This window comes from Micromonospora lacuserhaii, from assembly GCF_036902735.1.
Lineage (GTDB): Bacteria > Actinomycetota > Actinomycetes > Mycobacteriales > Micromonosporaceae > Micromonospora.
Genome location: NZ_JBAKHO010000015.1, coordinates 1 through 19,351, shown reverse-complemented (window position 1 = coordinate 19,351; position 19,351 = coordinate 1). Strand labels below are relative to the sequence as shown.

General features: G+C 72.7%; 22 protein-coding genes. 13 read left to right on the top strand and 9 right to left on the bottom strand.

The features are described from left to right. The first annotated feature begins 79 nt into the window (after positions 1–79). The gene (locus V6U81_RS12915) at positions 80–544 is read left to right on the top strand and encodes a hypothetical protein (RefSeq protein ID WP_420884018.1); all 465 of its coding nucleotides are present in this window, start codon (positions 80–82) and stop codon (positions 542–544) included. Positions 545–609: 65 nt separating this feature from the next. Here V6U81_RS12915 and V6U81_RS12910 read toward each other — a convergent pair whose 3' ends face one another. Then, a complete protein-coding gene (locus V6U81_RS12910) occupies positions 610–1,308 on the bottom strand; it encodes an HAD family hydrolase (RefSeq protein WP_334488515.1) in 699 nt (232 codons plus the stop codon). Between the two features lie 95 nt (positions 1,309–1,403). Between V6U81_RS12910 and V6U81_RS12905 the strand changes: the two genes are divergently transcribed. Both V6U81_RS12905 and V6U81_RS12900 read left to right on the top strand, forming a co-directional pair. Then, on the top strand, positions 1,404–2,369 hold the full coding sequence (locus V6U81_RS12905) for a DMT family transporter (RefSeq protein WP_334488512.1): 966 nt from the start codon (positions 1,404–1,406) through the stop codon (positions 2,367–2,369). A 109-nt stretch (positions 2,370–2,478) separates the two neighbouring features. Then, a complete protein-coding gene (locus V6U81_RS12900; protein ID WP_334488509.1) occupies positions 2,479–4,626 on the top strand; it encodes an APC family permease in 2,148 nt (715 codons plus the stop codon). Here V6U81_RS12900 and V6U81_RS12895 read toward each other — a convergent pair. Next, the gene (locus V6U81_RS12895) at positions 4,616–4,909 is read right to left on the bottom strand and encodes a DUF1330 domain-containing protein (RefSeq protein ID WP_334488507.1); all 294 of its coding nucleotides are present in this window, start codon (positions 4,907–4,909) and stop codon (positions 4,616–4,618) included. The genes V6U81_RS12900 and V6U81_RS12895 overlap by 11 nt on opposite strands. Next, a complete protein-coding gene (locus V6U81_RS12890; RefSeq protein WP_334488505.1) occupies positions 4,906–5,730 on the bottom strand; it encodes an SDR family NAD(P)-dependent oxidoreductase in 825 nt (274 codons plus the stop codon). Before V6U81_RS12890 ends, V6U81_RS12895 begins: the two co-directional genes overlap by 4 nt. A gap of 128 nt (positions 5,731–5,858) precedes the next feature. Between V6U81_RS12890 and V6U81_RS12885 the strand changes: the two genes are divergently transcribed. Beyond that, complete coding sequence (locus V6U81_RS12885; protein WP_334488502.1) at positions 5,859–6,815, top strand: HpcH/HpaI aldolase/citrate lyase family protein; 957 nt, start codon at positions 5,859–5,861, stop codon at positions 6,813–6,815. 73 nt (positions 6,816–6,888) lie between these two features. Here the strand turns inward: V6U81_RS12885 and V6U81_RS12880 are convergent, their stop codons facing one another. Next, complete coding sequence (locus tag V6U81_RS12880; RefSeq protein WP_334488500.1) at positions 6,889–7,404, bottom strand: DUF4190 domain-containing protein; 516 nt, start codon at positions 7,402–7,404, stop codon at positions 6,889–6,891. Positions 7,405–7,518: 114 nt separating this feature from the next. Between V6U81_RS12880 and V6U81_RS12875 the strand changes: the two genes are divergently transcribed. Next, complete coding sequence (locus V6U81_RS12875) at positions 7,519–8,403, top strand: SDR family NAD(P)-dependent oxidoreductase (protein WP_334488498.1); 885 nt, start codon at positions 7,519–7,521, stop codon at positions 8,401–8,403. 3 nt (positions 8,404–8,406) lie between these two features. On the opposite strand, the gene V6U81_RS12870 is transcribed toward V6U81_RS12875, so the two are convergent. Next, positions 8,407–8,844: a DUF4190 domain-containing protein gene (locus tag V6U81_RS12870; protein WP_334488495.1), complete on the bottom strand. Its 438-nt coding sequence runs from the start codon at positions 8,842–8,844 to the stop codon at positions 8,407–8,409. Between the two features lie 180 nt (positions 8,845–9,024). Here V6U81_RS12870 and V6U81_RS12865 point away from each other — a divergent pair, with 180 nt between their 5' ends. Beyond that, positions 9,025–10,221, top strand: coding sequence for an acyl-CoA dehydrogenase family protein (locus V6U81_RS12865; protein ID WP_334488493.1), 1,197 nt, complete (start codon positions 9,025–9,027; stop codon positions 10,219–10,221). Positions 10,222–10,236: 15 nt separating this feature from the next. Here V6U81_RS12865 and V6U81_RS12860 read toward each other — a convergent pair whose 3' ends face one another. The 4 genes from V6U81_RS12860 to trxA all read right to left on the bottom strand — a co-directional run bounded on the left by V6U81_RS12860 (position 10,237) and on the right by trxA (position 14,275). Beyond that, complete coding sequence (locus V6U81_RS12860; RefSeq protein ID WP_334488490.1) at positions 10,237–10,986, bottom strand: hypothetical protein; 750 nt, start codon at positions 10,984–10,986, stop codon at positions 10,237–10,239. A 69-nt stretch (positions 10,987–11,055) separates the two neighbouring features. After that, entirely contained in the window at positions 11,056–11,463 is a 408-nt protein-coding gene (locus V6U81_RS12855) for a CoA-binding protein (RefSeq protein WP_334488488.1), read from the bottom strand. A gap of 293 nt (positions 11,464–11,756) precedes the next feature. Continuing rightward, positions 11,757–13,823, bottom strand: coding sequence for an intein-containing Rv2578c family radical SAM protein (locus V6U81_RS12850; protein ID WP_334488485.1), 2,067 nt, complete (start codon positions 13,821–13,823; stop codon positions 11,757–11,759). Between the two features lie 89 nt (positions 13,824–13,912). Further along, positions 13,913–14,275, bottom strand: a complete 363-nt coding sequence (gene trxA, locus V6U81_RS12845; RefSeq protein WP_334488482.1) for a thioredoxin — start codon at positions 14,273–14,275, stop codon at positions 13,913–13,915. Positions 14,276–14,822: 547 nt separating this feature from the next. On the opposite strand from trxA, the gene V6U81_RS12840 reads away from it, so the two are divergent. The 7 genes from V6U81_RS12840 to V6U81_RS12810 all read left to right on the top strand — a co-directional run. After that, positions 14,823–15,338: a MaoC family dehydratase gene (locus tag V6U81_RS12840; protein WP_334488479.1), complete on the top strand. Its 516-nt coding sequence runs from the start codon at positions 14,823–14,825 to the stop codon at positions 15,336–15,338. Positions 15,339–15,437: 99 nt separating this feature from the next. Continuing rightward, complete coding sequence (locus V6U81_RS12835) at positions 15,438–15,953, top strand: hypothetical protein (protein ID WP_334488477.1); 516 nt, start codon at positions 15,438–15,440, stop codon at positions 15,951–15,953. Positions 15,954–16,014: 61 nt separating this feature from the next. Then, positions 16,015–16,638 (top strand): TrmH family RNA methyltransferase, encoded by a 624-nt coding sequence (locus tag V6U81_RS12830; RefSeq protein WP_334488475.1) that lies wholly within the window; start codon positions 16,015–16,017, stop codon positions 16,636–16,638. A 74-nt stretch (positions 16,639–16,712) separates the two neighbouring features. Next, positions 16,713–17,408: a DUF6758 family protein gene (locus V6U81_RS12825; protein WP_334488473.1), complete on the top strand. Its 696-nt coding sequence runs from the start codon at positions 16,713–16,715 to the stop codon at positions 17,406–17,408. A gap of 124 nt (positions 17,409–17,532) precedes the next feature. Beyond that, positions 17,533–17,691 carry a hypothetical protein gene (locus V6U81_RS12820; protein WP_334488470.1) on the top strand — a complete coding sequence of 53 codons (159 nt, stop codon included), beginning with the start codon at positions 17,533–17,535 and terminating at the stop codon, positions 17,689–17,691. A 6-nt stretch (positions 17,692–17,697) separates the two neighbouring features. After that, the gene (locus V6U81_RS12815) at positions 17,698–18,570 is read left to right on the top strand and encodes a PH domain-containing protein (protein ID WP_334488467.1); all 873 of its coding nucleotides are present in this window, start codon (positions 17,698–17,700) and stop codon (positions 18,568–18,570) included. A gap of 76 nt (positions 18,571–18,646) precedes the next feature. Next, a partial coding sequence (locus tag V6U81_RS12810; protein WP_334488464.1) for a SigE family RNA polymerase sigma factor occupies positions 18,647–19,351 on the top strand: 705 nt, incomplete at its 3' end.

The window sequence follows — 19,351 nt, the reverse complement described above, 5'->3', positions numbered from 1 at the left end:
GCACGACGACGTACGAGAGGATGCCGGTGTGACGGACGAGCCGGACGCCCGGGACAGCACCCCGCTGGTCGACGAGGCGATGAAGAAGGCCGCGATCGCCTGGGTGAGCGTCGGCGACCGGCCGGCGCTGGCCCTGTGGTGCGCACCCCTGGAGGGCGCGCTCTTCGTGGTGAGCGGCCCCGGCGAGCAGTCCGCGCCGGGGCTGGCCGACGCCACCGGTGCCCGGGTGACGCTGCGCGGCGACCACGGCGGGCGGATCGTGACCTGGCCGGCCCGGGTGACCCGGGTGACACCTGGGACGGAGGCGTGGGAGAACGCGGCGCCGCTGGTGGCGGCGAAGCGGCTGAACGCGTCCGGCCCCACCGCCGACCTGGTGACCCGCTGGGCGGCCGACGGCTGCGCGCTGACCCGGCTCTCCCCGGCGGGCGACCCGGACGCCGGGGACCGGCTGCCCGACGCCGCGCTGGCCGAGCCGCCGCGCGGCGCCCCGGTGGTGCGGGTGACCCGCAAGCCGTTCCGGCTGCACCGGGTCCGCCGCCGCTGACGCCGCTCACCGATCGGGAGTCGGGTCGGCCGCTGACGCCGGTCACCGGCCGGGAGCCGGACCGCTCAGCGGGCCGCTGGCACCGCGTCGACCAGCTCGACCACCTCGCGTAGTGATCCGACCACCCGGCCGTCCCAGTTTCGTTCCGCGTCGAAGACCAGGTGCCCGGCCAGGTCCGGGGTCACCAGGCGGGCCGCGGTCATCCCGGCCCGGCGGGCACCGGTCAGTTCCCGGCTGCCGCCGTCGCCGACGTAGAGGCAAGCCTCCGGCGCGACGTCTAGCCGCCGGCACGCCGCCTGGTAGAGCGCCGGGTCGGGCTTGCACCGGCCGACCTGGACGGAGAAGACCCGCACGTCGAGCAGCGGGGCGACCGCCAGTTGCGGCAGGAACGCCGGCAGTTCGTGGGTGCAGTCGCTGACCAGGGCGGTCCGGATCCCCCGCTGGCGCAGCGCGGCGAGGGCGGGCACGGCGTCCGCGCGCAGCCGGGTGTCGGCGCGTACGGCGCGGTGCCGGGAGGCGACCGCGGAGCGGACCGCCGCGTCGGAGGGGTGCACGCCGGCCTGCGCGCACACCCAGCGCAGGGTCGCCTCCGCGTCGCCGTACCGGCCGGCGGCCCGCTGGTAGAAGGTCCGGTCGAGCACGGCGGAGAGGGTGTCGACCGGGCAGCCGAGCAGCTCGGCCGTGGCCTGGTGGGCCGCGCCGCGCTGGACGCAGCGGGTCAGCGTGCCGAAGAAGTCGAACAGCACCGCGGAGTACCTGGGCATGGGGAGCGCCTCCGGGCGTCGAGGGGTCGCCGGCGCGGACCTGCGTGATCGTAACGGAGTGCTGACGGTCCGTGCTGTCCTCTCCTGTGTGAGTATTGCTCTCCGTGTCTCCGACCCCCTCCCGCCATCCGGTGGACCCGCTGACCGCCGGCGTCCTGGTGCTGGCCGTCGCCGCCGTCTCGTCGTCCGCCCCGCTGGTCGCGTTCGCGGCCGCCCCGGCGCTGGCCATCGCGTTCTGGCGGAACCTGCTCTCCACCGCCGTGCTGGGCCCGTTCTCGCTGGCCCGCCGCCGGGCCGAGTTCCGGTCGCTGACCGTCGGCGCGGGCCGCCGGGAGGGCTTCTACTGCGTGCTGTCCGGGGTGGCGCTCGCCGCGCACTTCGCCACCTGGATGCCGAGCGCGCAGCTCACCTCGGTCGCCGCGGCCACCGCACTGGGCGCCACCCAACCGGTCTGGCAGGGGCTGATCGCCCGGTGGCAGGGCCGTCGCCTGCCGTACCAGGTCTGGCTCGGCATCGGGGTGGCGGTGACCGGCGCGGCCCTCGCCACCGGCGCGGACTTCGCCGTCTCCGGCCGGGCCTTCGCCGGTGACCTGCTGGCGGTCACCGGCGGCATGTTCGCCGCCGTCTACACGGCCTTCGGTGAGCGGGCCCGCGCCACCATCAGCACCACCACCTACACCACCATCTGCTACGGCGTCTGCGCGCTGGTCCTGCTGGTGGTCTGTTTGGTCGGCGGGGTGCCGCTGCACGGGTACGACTCGTCGACCTGGCTGGCCATCCTCGCCCTGGTGGCCGGCGCGCAGCTGCTGGGGCACTCGATGTTCAACTACGCCCTGCGTCGGGTCTCGGCGACCACGGTGAGCGTGCTGATCCTGCTGGAGGCGCCCGGCGCGGCGCTGATCGCCGGGGTCTGGCTGGGCCAGCTGCCCCGGCCGCTCGCCCTGCCCGGGTTGGCGCTGCTGCTGGTCGGGGTGGCGGTGGTGGTGCTCGGCGGGGCCCGCGCCGGCCGCCGCGCCACGCCCGCCCCGGTCCCGGCCGACGCCGCCCCACCCGCAGGCTGACCCGCGCCCCGGCGCGCCGCACCGCCCCGGCTCCTTCGGCGCGAGTACGCCCAAACCGCCGCCCCGGCCGCCCCCGTCACGTGAGATAGCGGGGAGGGAGGGGTGACCGATGGCGGGGCGGGACGAGCACGAGCCGGACGGCGGCACGGTCGTCACCCCGTCGGCCGAGTTCCCACCGCTCGACCCCGCCGAGCTGGGCACCCTGCGCCGGATCGGCGAACGCTGGCGGGTGAGCGGGGGCGCGGAGCTGCCGGTCGACCCGACCCTGCGTCGGCACCGCGCCCACCCCGTCCCGACCCGGTTCGGGCGGCTGGCGCCGATCGAGCTGTTCCGCCCGGAGGAGCCGGACGAGCTGGTCGCCACCGAGCCGGCGAACCTGCCCGGCACCCGGTTCGGCCGGACGCTGACCCGGCTGCGCCGGGCGGTCCTCGGCCCGCCGTTGACCAGCGCCGCGGTGCTCTACGAGCGGATGCGCAAGCTGGTCGCCCTGCCGGTGCTCTCCTCCGACCTGCTCAGCTCCGTGGCGTACGGCCCGGAGGCGCTGCTGACCGTGCTGGTGCTGGCCGGCAGCGGCGCGCTGGGGCTCTCCCTGCCGCTCGCCGCCGGGCTGGTGCTGCTGATGGTCGCGGTGGGCGTCTCCTACCGGCAGACCATCCCCGCCTACCCGCACGGCGCCGGGTCGTACATCGTGGCGGGGGACAACCTGGGTGCCGGGGCGGGGCTGGCCGCTGCGGCCGGGCTGATGCTCGACTACGTGCTGACCGTGTCGGTGTCGGTGGCCGCCGGGGTGCACGCGATCACCTCCGCGCTGCCCGGGCTGGCACCGTACGCCGTGCCGCTCGGGGTGCTGGTGATCGGCGTGCTGCTCGCCGGCAACCTGCGCGGCGTCCGGACCGCCGGCAACCTCTTCGTGCTCCCCACGTACGCCTTCGTGGCCGCGCTGCTCGCCCTGCTCGCGGTCGGCTACTTCCGGTTCGCGGGCCGGGGGTTCGCGCCCGTGCCGCCGCCCGCGGTGCCGGCCGCCGAGGGGCTCGGCCTGCTGCTGGTGCTGCGCGCCTTCGCGTCGGGCGCGGTGTCGATGACCGGCATCGAGGCGGTCTCCAACGCGGTGCCCGCGTTCCACCCGCCGGAGTGGCGCAACGCCCGCACCACCCTGGGCTGGATGGTGGGCATGCTGGTGCTGCTCTTCGCCGGGCTCACCCTCCTGATCCACCTCGACGGCCTGGTCCCCACCCCGGAGCAGACCCTGCTGTCCCAGCTGGCCCGGCTCACCTTCCCGACCGGCCCCTGGTACGGCGTCGTCCAGGCCACCACCGCGCTGATCCTGCTGCTGGCGGCGAACACCGCCTTCAACGACTTCCCCCGCCTGCTCTTCTTCATGGCCCGGGCGGGGCACGCGCCCCGCCGGTTCCTGCACATGGGGGACCGGCTGGCGTTCAGCAACGGCCTGGTGGCGCTGGCCGTGACGGCCGCGCTCGTCCTGGTGGCGTTCCGTGGCCACACCGAGTCGCTGATCCCGCTCTACGCGGTGGGTGTCTTCCTCGCCTTCACCCTCTCGCAGGCCGGCATGGTGGTGCACTGGCGGCGCCGGCGCGGGCCGGGCTGGCGGCACCGGCTGGCGCTCAACGCGGTCGGCGCGGCCCTGTCCGGGCTGGTGCTGCTCACCGCGGCGGTCGCCAAGTTCACCGAGGGCGCCTGGGTGGTGGTGGTCGCCGTACCCCTGCTGGTGCTGCTCTTCCACCGGGTGCACCGGCACTACCGAACGTTGCACGCGGCGCTGGCCCTGCACCCGTTGCCGCCCGCCGGCGGACCGCCCGCCGGGCCCGCCGAGGGGGAGGAGCTGCCCCAGCAGGTACGCCACCTGGTGGTGGTGCCGGTGGCCCGGCTCAACCGGGCGTCGTTGCGGGCCCTGGCGTACGCGGTGTCGCTGGGCCGGCCGACCCTGGCGCTGCACATCGCGCCGGAGGAGGCGGAGGCGGACCGCTTCCGGGCGCAGTGGGAGGCCTGGGGGGACCACGTCCGGCTGGAGACGATCGTGTCGCCGTACCGGGCGGTGATCGGGCCGCTGGCGCACTACCTGGAGGCGCTGCGCGACTCCGCGCCCGAGCTGGTGCTGACCGTGATCGTGCCCGAGGTGGTGCTGCGCCGGCGCTGGCACCGGCCGCTGCACAGCCGCACCGAGCACCGGCTGCGGCAGGCGCTGCGGGCGCTGCCGGGGGTGGTGGTGACGAGCATCCCGGTGCACCTCACCGAGTGACGGTCGGAACCTCGTGCACCTCGATCACCCGGGTCTCGGGTGCCGCGTCGCCGACCGCCGCCCGCAGCGCCAGCCGCTCCGGATCGGCCAGGTACGACTGCACCCCGTCCCGCGAGTCGAAGCGGATCAGGTGCACCTCGCTGCGCCCGTCGACGGCCCGCAGTCGCCGCTCGAGCTGGCCGCCGTGCCGTTCGAGCAGCGTGAGCACCGCGTCCTCGTAGCGCTGGCCGGCCTCCGGGTCGGCGCCGTACTCGACCACCGCCACCAGGCGCAGCCCGTTCACCCGTCGATCCCGACGGCCTTGGCGCTGGCCGTCCAGAGCCGGGCGGCGAGCTGCGGGTCGGCCGCCTTGCGCAGCGGTCGGCGCAGCCGCCGGTCGGCGTAGTAGGCGCCGTTGACCAGCCGCGCCGGGTCCTGGCGGGCCAGCCAGACCAGCGTCTCGGCGCCCTTCTCCGGGCTGCGGAACGGCAGGAGCCGCATGCCGAGGGCGACGAACCGGCTGTCCGCGCCGAACCGGGTCCGCACCACGCCCGGGTGGAACGAGTACGCCGGCACGCCCGGCCAGCGTCGGGCCGCCTCGGCGGTGAACAGGATGTTCGCCTGCTTGCTGGTGCCGTACGCCTGGATCGACCGGTACCGGCGCAGCGTCACGTTCAGGTCCTCCGGGTCGAGCACGCCGCTGCGGTGCGCCCCGGAGGCGGTCACCACCATCCGCCCGATCCGGTCCTTCAGCAGGTTGCTGAGGAGGAACGGGGCCAGGTGGTTGGCCTGCATGGAGAGCTCGAAGCCGTCGACCGTGGTGAGCGGGTGCAGCACGATCGCCCCGGCGTTGTTGGCCAGCACGTCGATCCGGTCGTACGCCGCGCGCAGCCGCTCGGCGAGCCCACGGACGTCGTCGAGCACGGCGAAGTCGGCGCGGAACAGCTCGGGGCGCTCCCCGGAGGCCTCCCGTACCCGGTCACCGGCGGCCTGCAGGCGGGCCGGGTCCCGGCCGACCAGCACCACCTGGTCGCCACGACGGGCCAGCTCGACCGAGGCGGCGAGGCCGATGCCGGAGCTCGCGCCGGTCACCACCACGATCCGACGCCCAGTGAGATCTTCCACAGGTCCATTCACCCCGGTCACGGCACGAGGTTACCGTGTGGTCACAACGCCCTTTGGGATCGTTAAGTTCTCGGTTTTCATTTCAGGTGGCGTCGGCCTGCCCGCCGGACGCTGGAAGGAGCGCATCCATGGCCGCTGTCGGTCGCCCCCGCCGGTCCTGCCTCGCCGTGCCGGGTTCCAGCGTCAAGATGCTCGGCAAGGCCCAGGGCCTTCCCGCGGACCAGGTCTTCCTCGACCTGGAGGACGCGGTCGCCCCGCTGGCCAAGCCGGACGCCCGCAAGAACATCGTGGCCGCGCTGAACGACGGCGACTGGGCCGGCAAGACCCGGGTGGTCCGGGTCAACGACCTGACCACCCCGTGGACCTACCGGGACGTCATCGAGGTGGTCGAGGGCGCCGGAGCGAACCTGGACTGCATCATGCTGCCGAAGGTGCAGAACGCCGCCCAGGTGCAGTGGCTGGACCTGACCCTCACCCAGATCGAGAAGACCCTCGGCCTGGAGGTCGGCCGGATCGGCATCGAGGCGCAGATCGAGAACGCCGCCGGCCTGGTCAACGTCGACGCGATCGCCGCCGCCTCGCCGCGGGTCGAGACCATCATCTTCGGCCCGGCCGACTTCATGGCCTCGATCAACATGAAGTCGCTGGTGGTCGGCGCGCTGATCCCGGACTACCCGGGCGACCCGTACCACTACATCCTGATGCGGATCCTGATGGCCGCCCGGATGCACGACAAGCAGGCCATCGACGGCCCGTTCCTGCAGATCCGCGACGTGGACGCGTTCCGCGAGGTGGCGAAGCGCTCCGCGGCGCTCGGCTTCGACGGCAAGTGGGTGCTGCACCCGGGCCAGATCGACGCCGCGAACGAGGTCTACCAGCCGGCCCAGGCCGACTACGACCACGCCGAGCTGATCCTCGACGCGTACGAGCACTACACCTCGGAGGCGGGCGGCAAGCTCGGCGCGGTGATGCTCGGCGACGAGATGATCGACGAGGCGTCCCGGAAGATGGCCCTGGTGATCTCCGCCAAGGGGCGTGCGGCCGGGATGACCCGCACCTCGACCTTCACCCCGCCCGCGGAGTGACCGGCGCGCCGCCCCTCGCCGGGGCGGCCGCGGAAAGGGCCGTCCCGGTGCGCCGGGACGGCCCTTTCGTACGTCAGAAGCTGCTACTGCTGCTCGAGTCGCCGTTGGCGATGGCGAGCACGATGACGACCACGTAGAACGCGATGAGCAGCAGCAACAGGCCGGTGAGGATCCAGCCGACGATGATGGCCGCCTTCGCCATCCCCTCGCCGCCCTCGCCGGTCTCCCGGATCTGCTTGCGGGCCACGTGGCCGAGAATCGCGCCGACCGGCGCGGTGATGCAGGACGCGATGCCGACCAGCGACAGCACCAGCGCGGCGATCGCCATGCTGTTCGTCTTCGGCTGGGCCGCGTAGCCGTACGAGGGGTAGCCGGGCGTCGGGTAGCCCGGCGTCGGGTAGCCCTGCGTCGGGTAGGCCGCCGCGGCGGCGTACGGGTCGGTGGGGGCGGCCGGCGGCCCGGAGTACGGCGTGGCCGGGGCGTAGGGGTCCTTGCCGGTCGGCTGGGCCGGAACGGGCTGGCCGCTGACCTGCAGGGTCGGGTCGGCCGCGGGATCGTGCCAGCCGCCGGAGGGCGGGGGATAGGTCATGAGATCTTCTCCGTCGCATGTGGGTGCGCCGTCAGGGTAGCCAGGACGAACCAGAACGGATGTCCCCCGTGGTGCCGCGTTGCCCGCGCCGCCCCCAGGGGGCAGGATCGCGGCATGGCTATCGACGCGCGTGGCGCGGACCTCTCCGACGGCGGACCGAGGCGGGTCGGGTCGGGCCGGCGCATCCCCACCGCCGGCCGCAACGGCCAGGACGAGCCGGCGCCGGTCTCCGATCCGGTGACCATGCGGCTGGACGGCAAGGTCGCTCTGGTCACCGGCGCGGGCAGTCCGGACGGCATCGGGTACGCGACGGCCCGCCGGCTGGCCGACCTGGGCGCCCGGGTCGCCATCGTCTCCACCACCCGCCGCATCCACGAGCGCGCCGGCGAGCTGGGGGTGACCGGCTTCGTCGCCGACCTGACCGACGAGTCGGAGGTGGGCGCGCTCGCCGACGCGGTCACCGAGCAGCTCGGCGACGTCGAGGTGCTGGTGAACAACGCGGGCCTGGCCAGCCGGGCCAGCCCGGAGGTGCTGCGCCCGGTGGCTCAGCTCAGCTACGACGAGTGGCGCGGGGAGATCGACCGGAACCTGACCACCGCCTTCCTGTGCAGCCGCGCCTTCAGCAGCTGCATGTCCGAGCGGGGCTGGGGGCGGATCGTCAACCTGGCGGCGACCGCCGGGCCGGTCAACGCGCTGCCCACCGAGGCGGCGTACGCGGCGGCGAAGGCCGGGGTGGTCGGGCTGACCCGCGCGTTGGCGATGGAGATGATCGCCGACGGGGTGACCGTCAACGCGGTCGCGCCCGGCACCATCTACACGGCGGCCTCCACGATGGCCGAGATCAAGCAGGGCCTGGGTACGCCGGTCGGCCGCCCCGGCACCCCGGACGAGGTGGCGGCGGCGATCGCCTTCCTCTGCTCGCCGGCCGCCTCGTACATCACCGGTCAGATGCTGGTGGTGGACGGCGGCAACAGCGTCCGCGAGGCGCAGTTCCGCTGACGATCAGTTGTAGGTGTCGCCGTTGTCGGAGCCGGCCCAGATCGCGAAGCCGATCCAGCCGCAGCAGGCCAGCAGGCCGAGCACCGTGAAGACGTAGCTGAGGATCAGGCCCCAGGTGGCGAGCTGGTCGCCCTCCTCGCCGGTCCGCCGGATCTGGCGCTTCGCCAGGTGGCCCAGCACGATGCCGGCGGGGGCGAAGACGAACGCGAAGACCAGCGAGAGGATCGCCATGACGTTGGTGCCCCCGCCGCCGGGCGGGGGGCCGTACTGGCCGTACGGGCCCTGGGGCGGGTACGGCGGCTGCTGTCCCCACTGCGGGTGCTCGGGCTGACCCCAGCGGGGCTGCTCGGGCTGGTCCCACTGCGGCTGCTCCGACTGGCCGGACGGCCGTTCGTAGGGCGACGGCGGCTGCTCAGGCTCGCCCGGTGGTGGATGACTCACGTCCGCTCGCCCCCTCCGCCGCAGGTCAACGCCGCTCTCTCTTGCGGACGCTACCCGTAGCGGTGAACCTTTTCACAGCGGTTGTGTGGACTGGTCACCTTGGCGCGGCAGGCCGGGGGGCCGATACTGACCGAGCGTTCAGTTACCCACGAGTAATGCGCCGATTCCCCGGAGGCTGAGATGGCCCGACTCGCCCAGACGCCCGGCCTGACCGATGTGCAGCGGTCGATCCTGGAAACAGTCCGGGAGTTCGCGGACAAGGAGATCATTCCGCACGCCCAGCGGCTGGAGCACGCCGACGAGTACCCCACCGACATCCTGGACGGGATGCGCGAGATGGGACTCTTCGGCCTCACCATCGACGAGGAGTACGGCGGCCTCGGCGAGAGCTTGCTGACGTACGCCCTGGTGGTCGAGGAGCTGTCCCGGGGCTGGATGTCGATCTCCGGCATCGTCAACACCCACTTCATCGTGGCGTACCTGATCTCCCAGCACGGCTCGGCCGAGCAGAAGTCCCGGCTGCTGCCGAAGATGGCCACAGGCGAGGTGCGCGGCGCCTTCTCGATGTCCGAGCCGGAGACGGGTTCGGACGTCTCGGCGATCAAGTCGAGGGCGGTCCGCGACGGCGACAACTACGTGCTCAACGGCCAGAAGATGTGGCTGACCAACGGGGCGTACTCCTCGGTGGTGGCGACCCTGGTGAAGACCGACACCGGCGCCGAGTCGGTCTACGGCAACATGAGCACCTTCCTGCTGGAGAAGGAGCCGGGCTTCGGCGAGACCGCCCCCGGCCTGACCATCCCCGGCAAGATCGACAAGATGGGCTACAAGGGCGTCGAGACCACCGAGATGGTGCTCGACGGGGTCACCGTCCCCGACTCGGCCATCCTCGGCGGCGCCGACAAGGTCGGCCGCGGCTTCTACCAGATGATGGACGGCATCGAGGTCGGCCGGGTCAACGTCGCCGCCCGCGCCTGCGGCATCTCCATCCGCGCCTTCGAGCTGGGCGTCGCGTACGCCCAGCAGCGCAAGACCTTCGGTCAGCCGCTCGCGAAGCACCAGGCGATCGCCTTCAAGCTCGCCGAGATGGGCACCAAGATCGAAGCCGCGCACGCGCTCATGGTCAACGCCGCCCGGCTCAAGGACGCCGGCCAGCGCAACGACGTCGAGGCCGGCATGGCCAAGCTGCTCGCCTCGGAGTACTGCGCCGAGGTCGTCCAGGAGGCGTTCCGCATCCACGGCGGCTACGGCTACTCCAAGGAGTACGAGATCGAGCGGCTGATGCGGGAGGCCCCGTTCCTGCTCATCGGCGAGGGCACCTCGGAGATCCAGAAGACCATCATCTCCCGCGGCCTGCTCAAGGAGTACAAGCTCTGATCCGGCGTACGCCGGTCACCCGCCGGCCGGCTCGACAGCCGGCTCCGGCGCGGTGACCGGCCCGCCCGCCAGCACGTGCGGGCGGAGCCGGTACTCCTCGATCGCGGCCACCAGCCGCTCCTCCGGCACCGCCGTGTCCCGGCCCCCGACCACCGGCGCCGGCTCCAGCGAATCCCACCGCACCGGGCGGAGCCGCACCCCGTTGATCCGGCCGTCCCTGCGGTGCGGGATCACCCGGTCGATGTTCGCCCAGTCGTACGCCCGGCGACCGTGGCGGATCCCACCGGCGGTCAGCGCCACCCGCCCGGTGAACCGCGCCTCCTCGTAGGTGGCCCGGCCGAGTCCCGCCGCCAGGCCCAGGACGAGCACCGTCCGCGCGATCCGCCCCCACTCCTGGTCCGTCGGCACCAGCGAGATCACCATCAGCGCGGCCGCACCCATCCAGACCAGATCGGCGGCGAGGTCGACCCACCCTGCCAGCGAACGACGGGCCACCAGTCCCGGCTCGACCGCGTCCCGGCCGGCCACCCGTGCGCTCCAGACCAGCCGGCGATCCCGCCGAGGCCACCAGCGCCGCTCCAGCGCGCGTGCGCCGATCAGCAGCCAGACCACCCCCTCGACTCCGTCGAAGTCGAACCGGTCGGTGCGCAGCAGCGGCGTCGCGACCACCCCGGCCGCCGCCGCGGCCGCCGCGCGGGCCAGCAGCCGCCGACCCCAGAGCCCGTCACCGAGCGGGGGGATCCGGACCGTCGGTGGGAAAGGCATGCGCGCAGGGTACGACCACCGGGCCAGCCCCGCCGCGAGGCCGGTCGTCGCCCGAACCGGTCTCGCCGGTCAGGGCAGGCGGGTGAGGTTGCCCGCGGCGCGTTCGATGATCAGGCAGCGGTCCTCGACGTAGTCCATGCCGGCCTCCTCGGCGATCCGCCGCGCCTCGGCGGAGACGATGCCGAGCTGCAACCAGACCGCAGGTGCGCCGATGGCCGCCGCCTCCCGTACCACCTGCACGGCGTCCCGGGCGGGCCGGAAGACGTCCACCAGGTCGACCGGGTGCGGGATGTCGGCCAGCGACGGGTACGCCTTCTCGCCGAAGAGTTCGTCCACCGTCGGGTTGACCGGGATGATCCGCCAGCCGTACCGCTGCATCTGGAACGGCACGCTGTGGGCGGCCTTGCGCGGGTCGCGGGACGCGCCCACAACGGCGATCACGGCCGAGTCGGCGAGGAGCTGCTGAGCGGTACGCACCGGCCGACTCTAACCCCGCCGGTCAGCCGCCACCGCCGAGTGTCGCCCGGAACCGGGCGTACTTCTCGGCGGTCCCGATGGCGGCGCGCGCCTCGGGGTGGGTACGGAGAACGGCCAGCGATCGTCCGACGGTCGAAGCAGGGAGTCGGCGGCCTGGTAGGCGAAGAACCCGACCACCGCGGGGGCGAAGTCGACCTGGGCGCGGGGCGGCGCGAAGAACGCCCGCGCGCCCTCATCGACCCGCAGCTCGGCGGTGCTCGGCCGCGCATCCCCGGCACGGTAGAGCCCGCCCGCTACAGCAGCGAGAGCTGCTCGGCCGCCGGTGGTGGGGGTGGCTCCGGTTGTCGCCGGTTGTCGCCGTGCTCGCCCCGGTGCAGGCCGTGCCGGCGGGCCGCGATCCGCACCCGCGCGGTCAACTCCCGCTGGTACGCCTGCGGCGCGTACGCGCCGGAGCGGTAGAGCTCGCGGTAGCGGGGGACCAGGTGCGGGAACTCGCGGCCCAGCCAGTGCGCGTACCACTCGCGGGCGCCGGGGCGCAGGTGCAGCGCCATCGGGGTCACACTGACCGCCCCGGCGGCGGCGATGGCCGCCACGGTGGCCTCGATCGACTCGTCGCTGTCGCTGAGCCCGGGCAGGATCGGCGCCATCAGCACGCCCACAGGGAAGCCGGCGTCGGTGAGCTGGCGTACCGCGTCGAGCCGGCGGCGTGGGCTCGGCGTGCCCGGCTCGACCGCCCGCCACAGCGCCTCGTCGACGAAGCCCACCGAGTACGACACGCCGACCCGGGTCACCTCGGCGGCCTGCCGCAGCAGCGGCAGGTCCCGCAGGATCAGGGTGCCCTTGGTCAGGATCGAGAACGGGTTGGCGAAGTCGCGCAGCGCCTCGATGATCGGCGGCATGAGCCGGTAACGCCCCTCGGCCCGCTGGTAGCAGTCCACGTTGGTGCCCATCGCGACGTGCGCGCCCCGCCAGCGCGGGGCGGCCAGATCCCGTCGGACCAGCTCGCCAGCGTTGACCTTGACGATCACCTTGCGGTCGAAGTCCGCCCCCGCGTCGAGGTCGAGGTAGGTGTGGGTGTTACGAGCGAAGCAGTTGTGACTCACCACGCCGTTCGCGATGAAGTCGCCAGTGCCGGTGGTGATGTCCCACAGCGGCAGCTCCAGCCCGAGTGGTTCGATGGCGGTGACCCGGAGTTCCGCCTGGCACTTCAGGGCCGCGCCTTCGATGTCCCGCTTGCGGGTGATGGCCGGGTCGGTGAGGTGGAAGAACCGCAGTCGCTCGGGAAGCCCACCGGTCAGCCGGATCTGACGGACCCGGTTCGGCCGTCCGGGATCCTCCAGCACAGTGTGGAAGCCAAAGCGGTGGAGCGCCTCGGAGCTGTGGTCGAGGATCTCGTCGTCGCCGTTGCTGATCCGAAAGACGCCCCTACTGCAGCTCCCCTCGGCATCGAAGATCCCGGCGAGGAAGCCCAGCCGCCAGTCGTCGCTCGGTCTCTCGGGCCAACGGACCAACTCGGTGACGGCGTCGATGTCTCGCTGCCGCGAGGTGCGGATCGCGTGCATCGCCCGTCGGGCAGCGGTCGCGGGCGCGAAGAGGAAGCGACTCGTCGGCACCCCGAAGCCGTGGAGGAAGACTTCCGTGCGGCGCAGTGCCTCGGCGTCGGCGAGCGCGAGACGGAATCGGTGCACGACCCCGCCGGGGTAGCGGTAGCTCCCGAGATGGGCGTCGCCGCGGACCATCCCGCAGAGGTAGCCCCGCCGGTAGTCGGTCGAGTCCTTTGGGCCGGCGGCGAACTGACCGGTCCCGATCAGGCGGTTGTTGGTGGTCAGGTAGGGACGTTGATCGACGCCCTGCATCGTGCCGGTGACGTACTTCCAGCCCCGCTCCGAAAGGAAGCGGTGGTCGCCGCTGGCGACCAGCGTCGTGCCGTCCGCCAAGGTCACCCGGTAGGCCGGCTTCACCGTCGACCACTTGTCCAGCACTGTGGTGACCACGTAGCGGCGGTACGCCCCCTGCCGTTCGGTCCCGTAGATGCGGTCGCCGGGCTCCAGTTCGCTGATCGGCCTGGTTCGCCCGTCGGCCATCAGGATCGGGGTCTCCCCGGCCAGGCAGTAGACGCACGCATGGGTGCAGCCACGGTACGGGTTGATCGTCCACTCGAACGGGACGCGGGACTCGCCGGGCACCCGGTTGATGATCGACTTGGCGCGGACCTCGTAGAAGGTCATGCCGGCGAAGCTGGGAGTGTCGAAGGTGCGGGCGATCGCGCCGGGCAGCGCCAGCGGCAGGGGTGGCGTCGCTGGCGCTGACCCGTCGGGATGCCCCTCGTCCGGGGGAGCGGAGAGGTTCTCCCAGCGCATGGGCCTATTCGAACACGTGTACGAAGAGAGTGCAAGCGGACACGACGACGGCCGGGCCCCGATCGGGGCCCGGCCGTCGTCGATGAAGATCAGTGCTTGTGGTCGGCCAACTGCTTGCGGACGTCGTCCATGTCGAGCGCCTGGACCTGCTCGATCAGGTTCTCCAGGGCCGACTCGGGCAGCGCGCCCGGCTGGGCGAAGACGATCACGCCGTCCCGGATCGCCATGATCGTCGGGATGGACCGGATGTCGAACTTGGCGCCCAGCTCCTGCTGGGCCTCGGTGTCGACCTTGCCGAAGGTGATCTCGGGGTGCTTCTCCGAGGAGCGCTCGTAGACCGGGGCGAACCGCTTGCACGGACCACACCACTCGGCCCAGAAGTCGACGAGCACGATGCCGTCGCTGGCGGTCACCTCTTCGAAGTTGGCCGTGGTCAGCTCAACCGTTGCCATTACTCTCTCCGATCAGCGCGGATTGCGTTTCGTCCCATAGAACCAGGGTCGGCCCCTTCAAATTCCCGGGCCTGCCGGGCCGAAACCGGCCCTGGACCGCCCGCCCGCGATCACGCCCATCGAGTGACATCGGTCGGTCCCATCCTGCGGCACGCAAGTGCGTAACGCATTTGCGTGACGAGCGGTGATGGGAGCGTTCCCAAGGAGATCGCGGGGGGCGAGTGTTACGCCACGGTAATTTCCGCACTGACAAGGGCCTATCCCACCTGCGGAGATCGCCGATCACCCGGACGTCTGTCACGCAGGGTGATGTCACAAAAAGGTAAATGTGACGTCCATCTCTGTTCGTCCGAAGTTCCCTGCGGCAGAATCTTCCCCATCAGAGCGTGGGCGGCGGGTGCCGGGGAGGGCCCCGCCGCTCATTGCGTCTCCCCCCGGTTGCGCCCGGTGTGACATTTCCTCACCACCCGCGCCCCGGCCGTCGACTTAACAAGCGGTAAGGCATGCTGTGCCGAACTCCATCGCCGCCCGTCGAAGGGGACCAAGGATGCAGTTCGGCCGCTACTACGAGGAGTTCGAGGTCGGCGCCGTCTACCGGCACTGGCCCGGCAAAACGGTCACCGAGTACGACGACCACCTCTTCTGCCTGCTCACCATGAACCACCACCCGCTGCACATGGACGCGCACTACGCCGAGACGTCGAGCCAGTTCAAGCGCAACGTGGTGGTCGGCAACTACATCTACTCGCTGCTCCTCGGCATGTCGGTGCCGGACGTCAGCGGCAAGGCGATCGCCAACCTGGAGATCGAGTCGCTGCGGCACGTCGCCCCGACGTTCCACGGCGACACCATCTACGGCGAGACCACGGTGCTGGACAAGCGCGAGTCCGGCTCCAAGCCCGACCGGGGCGTCGTCGCGGTGGAGACCCGCGGCTACAACCAGGACGGCACGCTGGTCTGCGTCTTCCGCCGCAAGGTCATGGTCCCCAAGCGGGAGTACGCCGCCGCGGCCGTGCCCGACGGCGTCGACCCGGAGCGGCCGAGCTTCCCCGAGCCCCGCTGACCGGGAGCACGCGTACGACGTAGGGCCCCGCCCCGCCGGGTATCGGTGGGACGGGGCCCTTTCCGCGTTCCGCGTCATATGCTGACGCCGGAGGTTCCCATGAGCCACTCCCTCGCCGGAGAGCCGCCCTCTGCCGGACGTCGTGCCGCACCGCTGACCACCGCCGTCTACTCCGCCGCCGAGTGGGACCTGCTCACCACCCTGCCCGGCCGGGTGCTGGTGGCTGCCGTCTCCCCGGCGCCGGGCCGACCATCCCGGGACGTCGGTGCCGGCCTTGCCGGCCTCGACGCGGTGGCCGCCGGCCGGGCCTTCGACAGTGATCTGGTCCGGGCCGTGGTGGCCGCGATCTACGCCCGGCACGACGGGACCTCACCGTCGGTCGAGCAGCTGGCCGACCTGGTCGACCTGCTGGCCGCCTGCCGGGCCGCGACCCGGGTGCTGCGCCGCCGCGCCGACCCGGCGGACTCCGCCGCGTACCGGCAGTGGGTGCAGTCGGTGGCGGCCCGGGTCTGCCGGGCCGGCCCGAGCGTCGGATCGGTGTCGGTGAGCCTGTCGCCCGCCCCCGCCGACCAGCGGTTCCTGGATCGGCTGGGCGGAGCGCTGGAGCTGCGGTGAGCGGGCCGTGGCCGGGGGCCGGGGCGGCGTGGGGCCGCTCGGGCCGTACCCTCTTGTGACCGTGACCGAGGACCAGCTCCACGTGGGTGTCGGCCCATGGCCCAGCGACCCGCCGGACGACCCGCGATACGACCCCGAGCTGCTCGCCGCCGGCGACCGGCGCAACGTGGTCGACCGCTACCGGTACTGGCGACGGGAGGCCGTCGTCGCCGACCTGGACACCCGCCGGCACGACTTCCACGTGGCGATCGAGAACTGGCAGCACGACTTCAACATCGGCACGGTCGTCCGCAACGCGAACGCCTTTCTCGCCGCCGAGGTGCACATCGTCGGCCAACGCCGGTGGAACCGCCGGGGCGCCATGGTCACCGACCGGTACCAGCACGTCCGGCACCACCCGACGATCGAGGAGTTCGTCGGCTGGGCGGCGGAGCGGGAGCTGCCGGTGGTCGGCATCGACAACCTGCCCGGCTCCCGGCCGCTGGAGACCAGCACCCTGCCCCGGCGGTGCGTGCTGCTCTTCGGCCAGGAGGGGCCGGGCCTCTCCGACCCGGCCCGGGCGGCCTGCGACCAGCTCTTCTCGATCGCCCAGTACGGCTCGACCCGGTCGATCAACGCCGGGGTGGCCAGCGGGATCGCCATGCACGCCTGGATCAGGGCGTACGCCGGGCCGCCGCCGGGCTGAGCCGGTACCCATCGTGCGCGGGGGAAACGGCCGCTCCGCTTGACGGGTGGTCGGCACGGGTCCACGGTGGGGATGTGAGTGTCGTGGTGAGTTGTCCGAGGTGTGCCGGTCCCGTTCGGCTGCCGGACCTGATGCACGCCGAGTCGCGATGCGTGCGGTGCGGCCCGGTCGCGCCCCTGCACGTGCCCGAGCACGTCGACGCCGACATCGTGGCGAGCGTGGTCGAGCGGGTCACCGCCGCCGCGCCGACGGAGCGGCCGCCCCTGCCGGTGTGGTGCCCCTGGCCGCTGCCTCCGGGGTGGACGGTCACCGGGGTCGCCTGGGCCGGTGACGAGGCCGCCGGGGTACGGGCCACCGCGGTGGCCTGCGCCGGGCCGGCGCCGCTCGGGGGTGGCCCGGCCGACCTGATCCTGATCGCCGAGGAGCCGGGGGTGGGGCTGGGCGCCCGCTTCGCCGGGGTGTCCGGGCCGGACCCGGGGCCCGAGTTGGCAGAGGCGTTGACCGCGCCCGCGGCCGGGCAGCCGGAGCACGTGGAGCCGGCGCGAATCCGGGTGGGCGGGCATCCGACTCCACTGTGGTTGGTGAATTCCGCGACGGATCGAAGCGCGTACGCCGGCGAGGCTCGGGGAATGTGGCTCCATGCGATAGCCTGGCCGGCGAGCGCGGGTCACCTCCTCGCGGAAGATGTCGTCCTGCACGACCTCACCGAGTGGACTCCGCCCGAGCTCGTGTACGGCGCACCGTCCCCGTACCTGCACGGAAGGGCGTGAGAAACCCTCCCGGGCTTGTCGGGGAACGGGCGCAAATGCAGATATTCACTGTACGACACCATACTGATACTCTGGGTGCCGCTGCGGTATTCGGACCCGGCGCCGCGCGAGAGGATGGCCCGCCATGGCTAAGAAGGTCCTCACCTGGGCCGGCATCGCGTTCTTGATCTTCTTCGTCGCGTACCGGCCAAACTCCGCTGCGGACGTCTTCAAGTCGCTCGGTGGCGGCATCATGGACATCGCCCAGGGCTTCGGCGACTTCTTCACCAGCCTCGTCGCCTAGCCGCCCATGGGCAGCCCCTCCGGTCCCCCCTTCGACCCCGACGATCCCGACCGGGAGCGCCGGGAGCGCGACACCGAGCCCATCCCGAGATACCGGGACGAAGGGCCGGGCTTCGGCTCCGGCGCGGGCCTCTCCGACGGGCCGTCCCTGTCGGACGGTGCCGGCTACGGTGACGGGCCGGGCTACGCCGGTGAGGGCCGTTCCGGTCGGGCCTGGGTGCGTGACCCCGAGGCGGGCTACCAGCAGCCGGTCATCTCCGAGGACGAGTTGGCCGGGCTGCGGGCCGACGCCCAGGGCATGGCGCCGCGACGGGTGCTGCCGCTGGAGGACGAACCCAGCTCGCTCGTCGCCCGCTACCTCTTCCCCACCGAGCGCTACCGGGGCGAGTGGAAGCGGCACTGGATCCACCTGACCACCCCGATCCTGATCGGCATCGGGGCGACCTTCGTGCTCGGCTACCTCTCCGGCTTCCTCGCCGGGCAGGACGTCGGCGCGCTCACCACGATCGCGGTGCTGCTCTGGTTCGCGATCATGGGCTGGGTCGCCTGGCGGGTCGCCGACTGGTGGTACGACCGCTTCATCCTGACCAACAAACGGGTCATGGTGGTCAACGGCATCATCACCCGGCGGGTGGCCATGATGCCGCTGGTCCGGGTCACCGACATGAAGTACGAGCAGTCCCCGACCGGCCGCGCGCTCAACTACGGCACCTTCGTGCTGGAGTCCGCCGGTCAGGAGCAGGCGCTGCGCGAGATCAAGAATCTGCCCAACCCGAACGAGCTCTACCTGCGCGTCGTCGAGGAGATGTACGAGCCGCAGGCGGTCGAGGCGCGGCTGGGCAAGGAAGCCGACGAGGCCAAGGCCGACGACGGGGCGTGAAGGTTTTCGTCCGTTCATCGGATGAACAGCGCACCATTTGCCGTGGCACCCTGCGAGGACGGGGTGGAGGTGAGCGGTGGCCGATCGGGATCCGCTGGAGGAGGAGTTCCGCGAGTTCGTCGCGGCGCGTTCCGCTGCGCTGCTGCGCACCGCGTACCTGCTCGCCGGGGACTGGGCCACCGCGGAGGACCTGCTCCAGACCGCGCTGACCAAGACGTACCTGGCGTGGAAGCGGCTCGGCGGGATCGAGGCGATCGAGCCGTACGCCCGGCGGGTCATGGTCAACACGTCGACCAGTTGGTGGCGGCGGCGCTGGAACGGTGAACGGCCGACCGAGGTGCTGCCCGAGCGGGCCGGGGTCGACGAGATCGAGCAGCAGCTCGACCGGGACGCGCTCTGGCGCCACCTGACGGCGTTGCCGGCGCGGCAGCGGGCGGTGCTGGTGCTCCGCTTCTACGAGGACATGTCGGAGGCGCAGACCGCCGCGCTGCTGGAGATCTCGCCCGGCACCGTGAAGAGCCAGACCTCCCGCGCCCTCGCCACGCTGCGCAAGCGGCTGGGCGGGCAGGCGCTGCTCGACCTGCCCGCGGAACCGGAGGCCACCCCGTCCCGGCCCACGACGAGCGCCGACCGACGAGCCACCACGACCACGACCACCGGTGCCCGGTCCGCGCCGGCCAGCACCGGAGGCCGGCCCGCTTCGGGCGGCGCGACGGGTGCCCGGCCCGCGCCCGCCGTCGACGGACCGCGTGTCCCGGCCGCCGTCGCCCAAGTCGGATCG

Coding starts and splice junctions, on each gene's coding strand:
- V6U81_RS12885 (WP_334488502.1), top strand. CDS start 5,859: ATGGCCGCTGTCGGTCGCCCCCGCCGGTCCTGCCTCGCCGTGCCGGGT.
- V6U81_RS12815 (WP_334488467.1), top strand. CDS start 17,698: ATGGGCAGCCCCTCCGGTCCCCCCTTCGACCCCGACGATCCCGACCGG.
- V6U81_RS12880 (WP_334488500.1), bottom strand. CDS start 7,404: ATGACCTATCCCCCGCCCTCCGGCGGCTGGCACGATCCCGCGGCCGAC.
- V6U81_RS12900 (WP_334488509.1), top strand. CDS start 2,479: ATGGCGGGGCGGGACGAGCACGAGCCGGACGGCGGCACGGTCGTCACC.
- V6U81_RS12865 (WP_334488493.1), top strand. CDS start 9,025: ATGGCCCGACTCGCCCAGACGCCCGGCCTGACCGATGTGCAGCGGTCG.
- V6U81_RS12835 (WP_334488477.1), top strand. CDS start 15,438: ATGAGCCACTCCCTCGCCGGAGAGCCGCCCTCTGCCGGACGTCGTGCC.
- V6U81_RS12915 (WP_420884018.1), top strand. CDS start 80: ATGAAGAAGGCCGCGATCGCCTGGGTGAGCGTCGGCGACCGGCCGGCG.
- V6U81_RS12910 (WP_334488515.1), bottom strand. CDS start 1,308: ATGCCCAGGTACTCCGCGGTGCTGTTCGACTTCTTCGGCACGCTGACC.
- V6U81_RS12820 (WP_334488470.1), top strand. CDS start 17,533: ATGGCTAAGAAGGTCCTCACCTGGGCCGGCATCGCGTTCTTGATCTTC.
- V6U81_RS12850 (WP_334488485.1), bottom strand. CDS start 13,823: ATGCGCTGGGAGAACCTCTCCGCTCCCCCGGACGAGGGGCATCCCGAC.
- V6U81_RS12840 (WP_334488479.1), top strand. CDS start 14,823: ATGCAGTTCGGCCGCTACTACGAGGAGTTCGAGGTCGGCGCCGTCTAC.
- trxA (WP_334488482.1), bottom strand. CDS start 14,275: ATGGCAACGGTTGAGCTGACCACGGCCAACTTCGAAGAGGTGACCGCC.
- V6U81_RS12860 (WP_334488490.1), bottom strand. CDS start 10,986: ATGCCTTTCCCACCGACGGTCCGGATCCCCCCGCTCGGTGACGGGCTC.
- V6U81_RS12875 (WP_334488498.1), top strand. CDS start 7,519: ATGGCTATCGACGCGCGTGGCGCGGACCTCTCCGACGGCGGACCGAGG.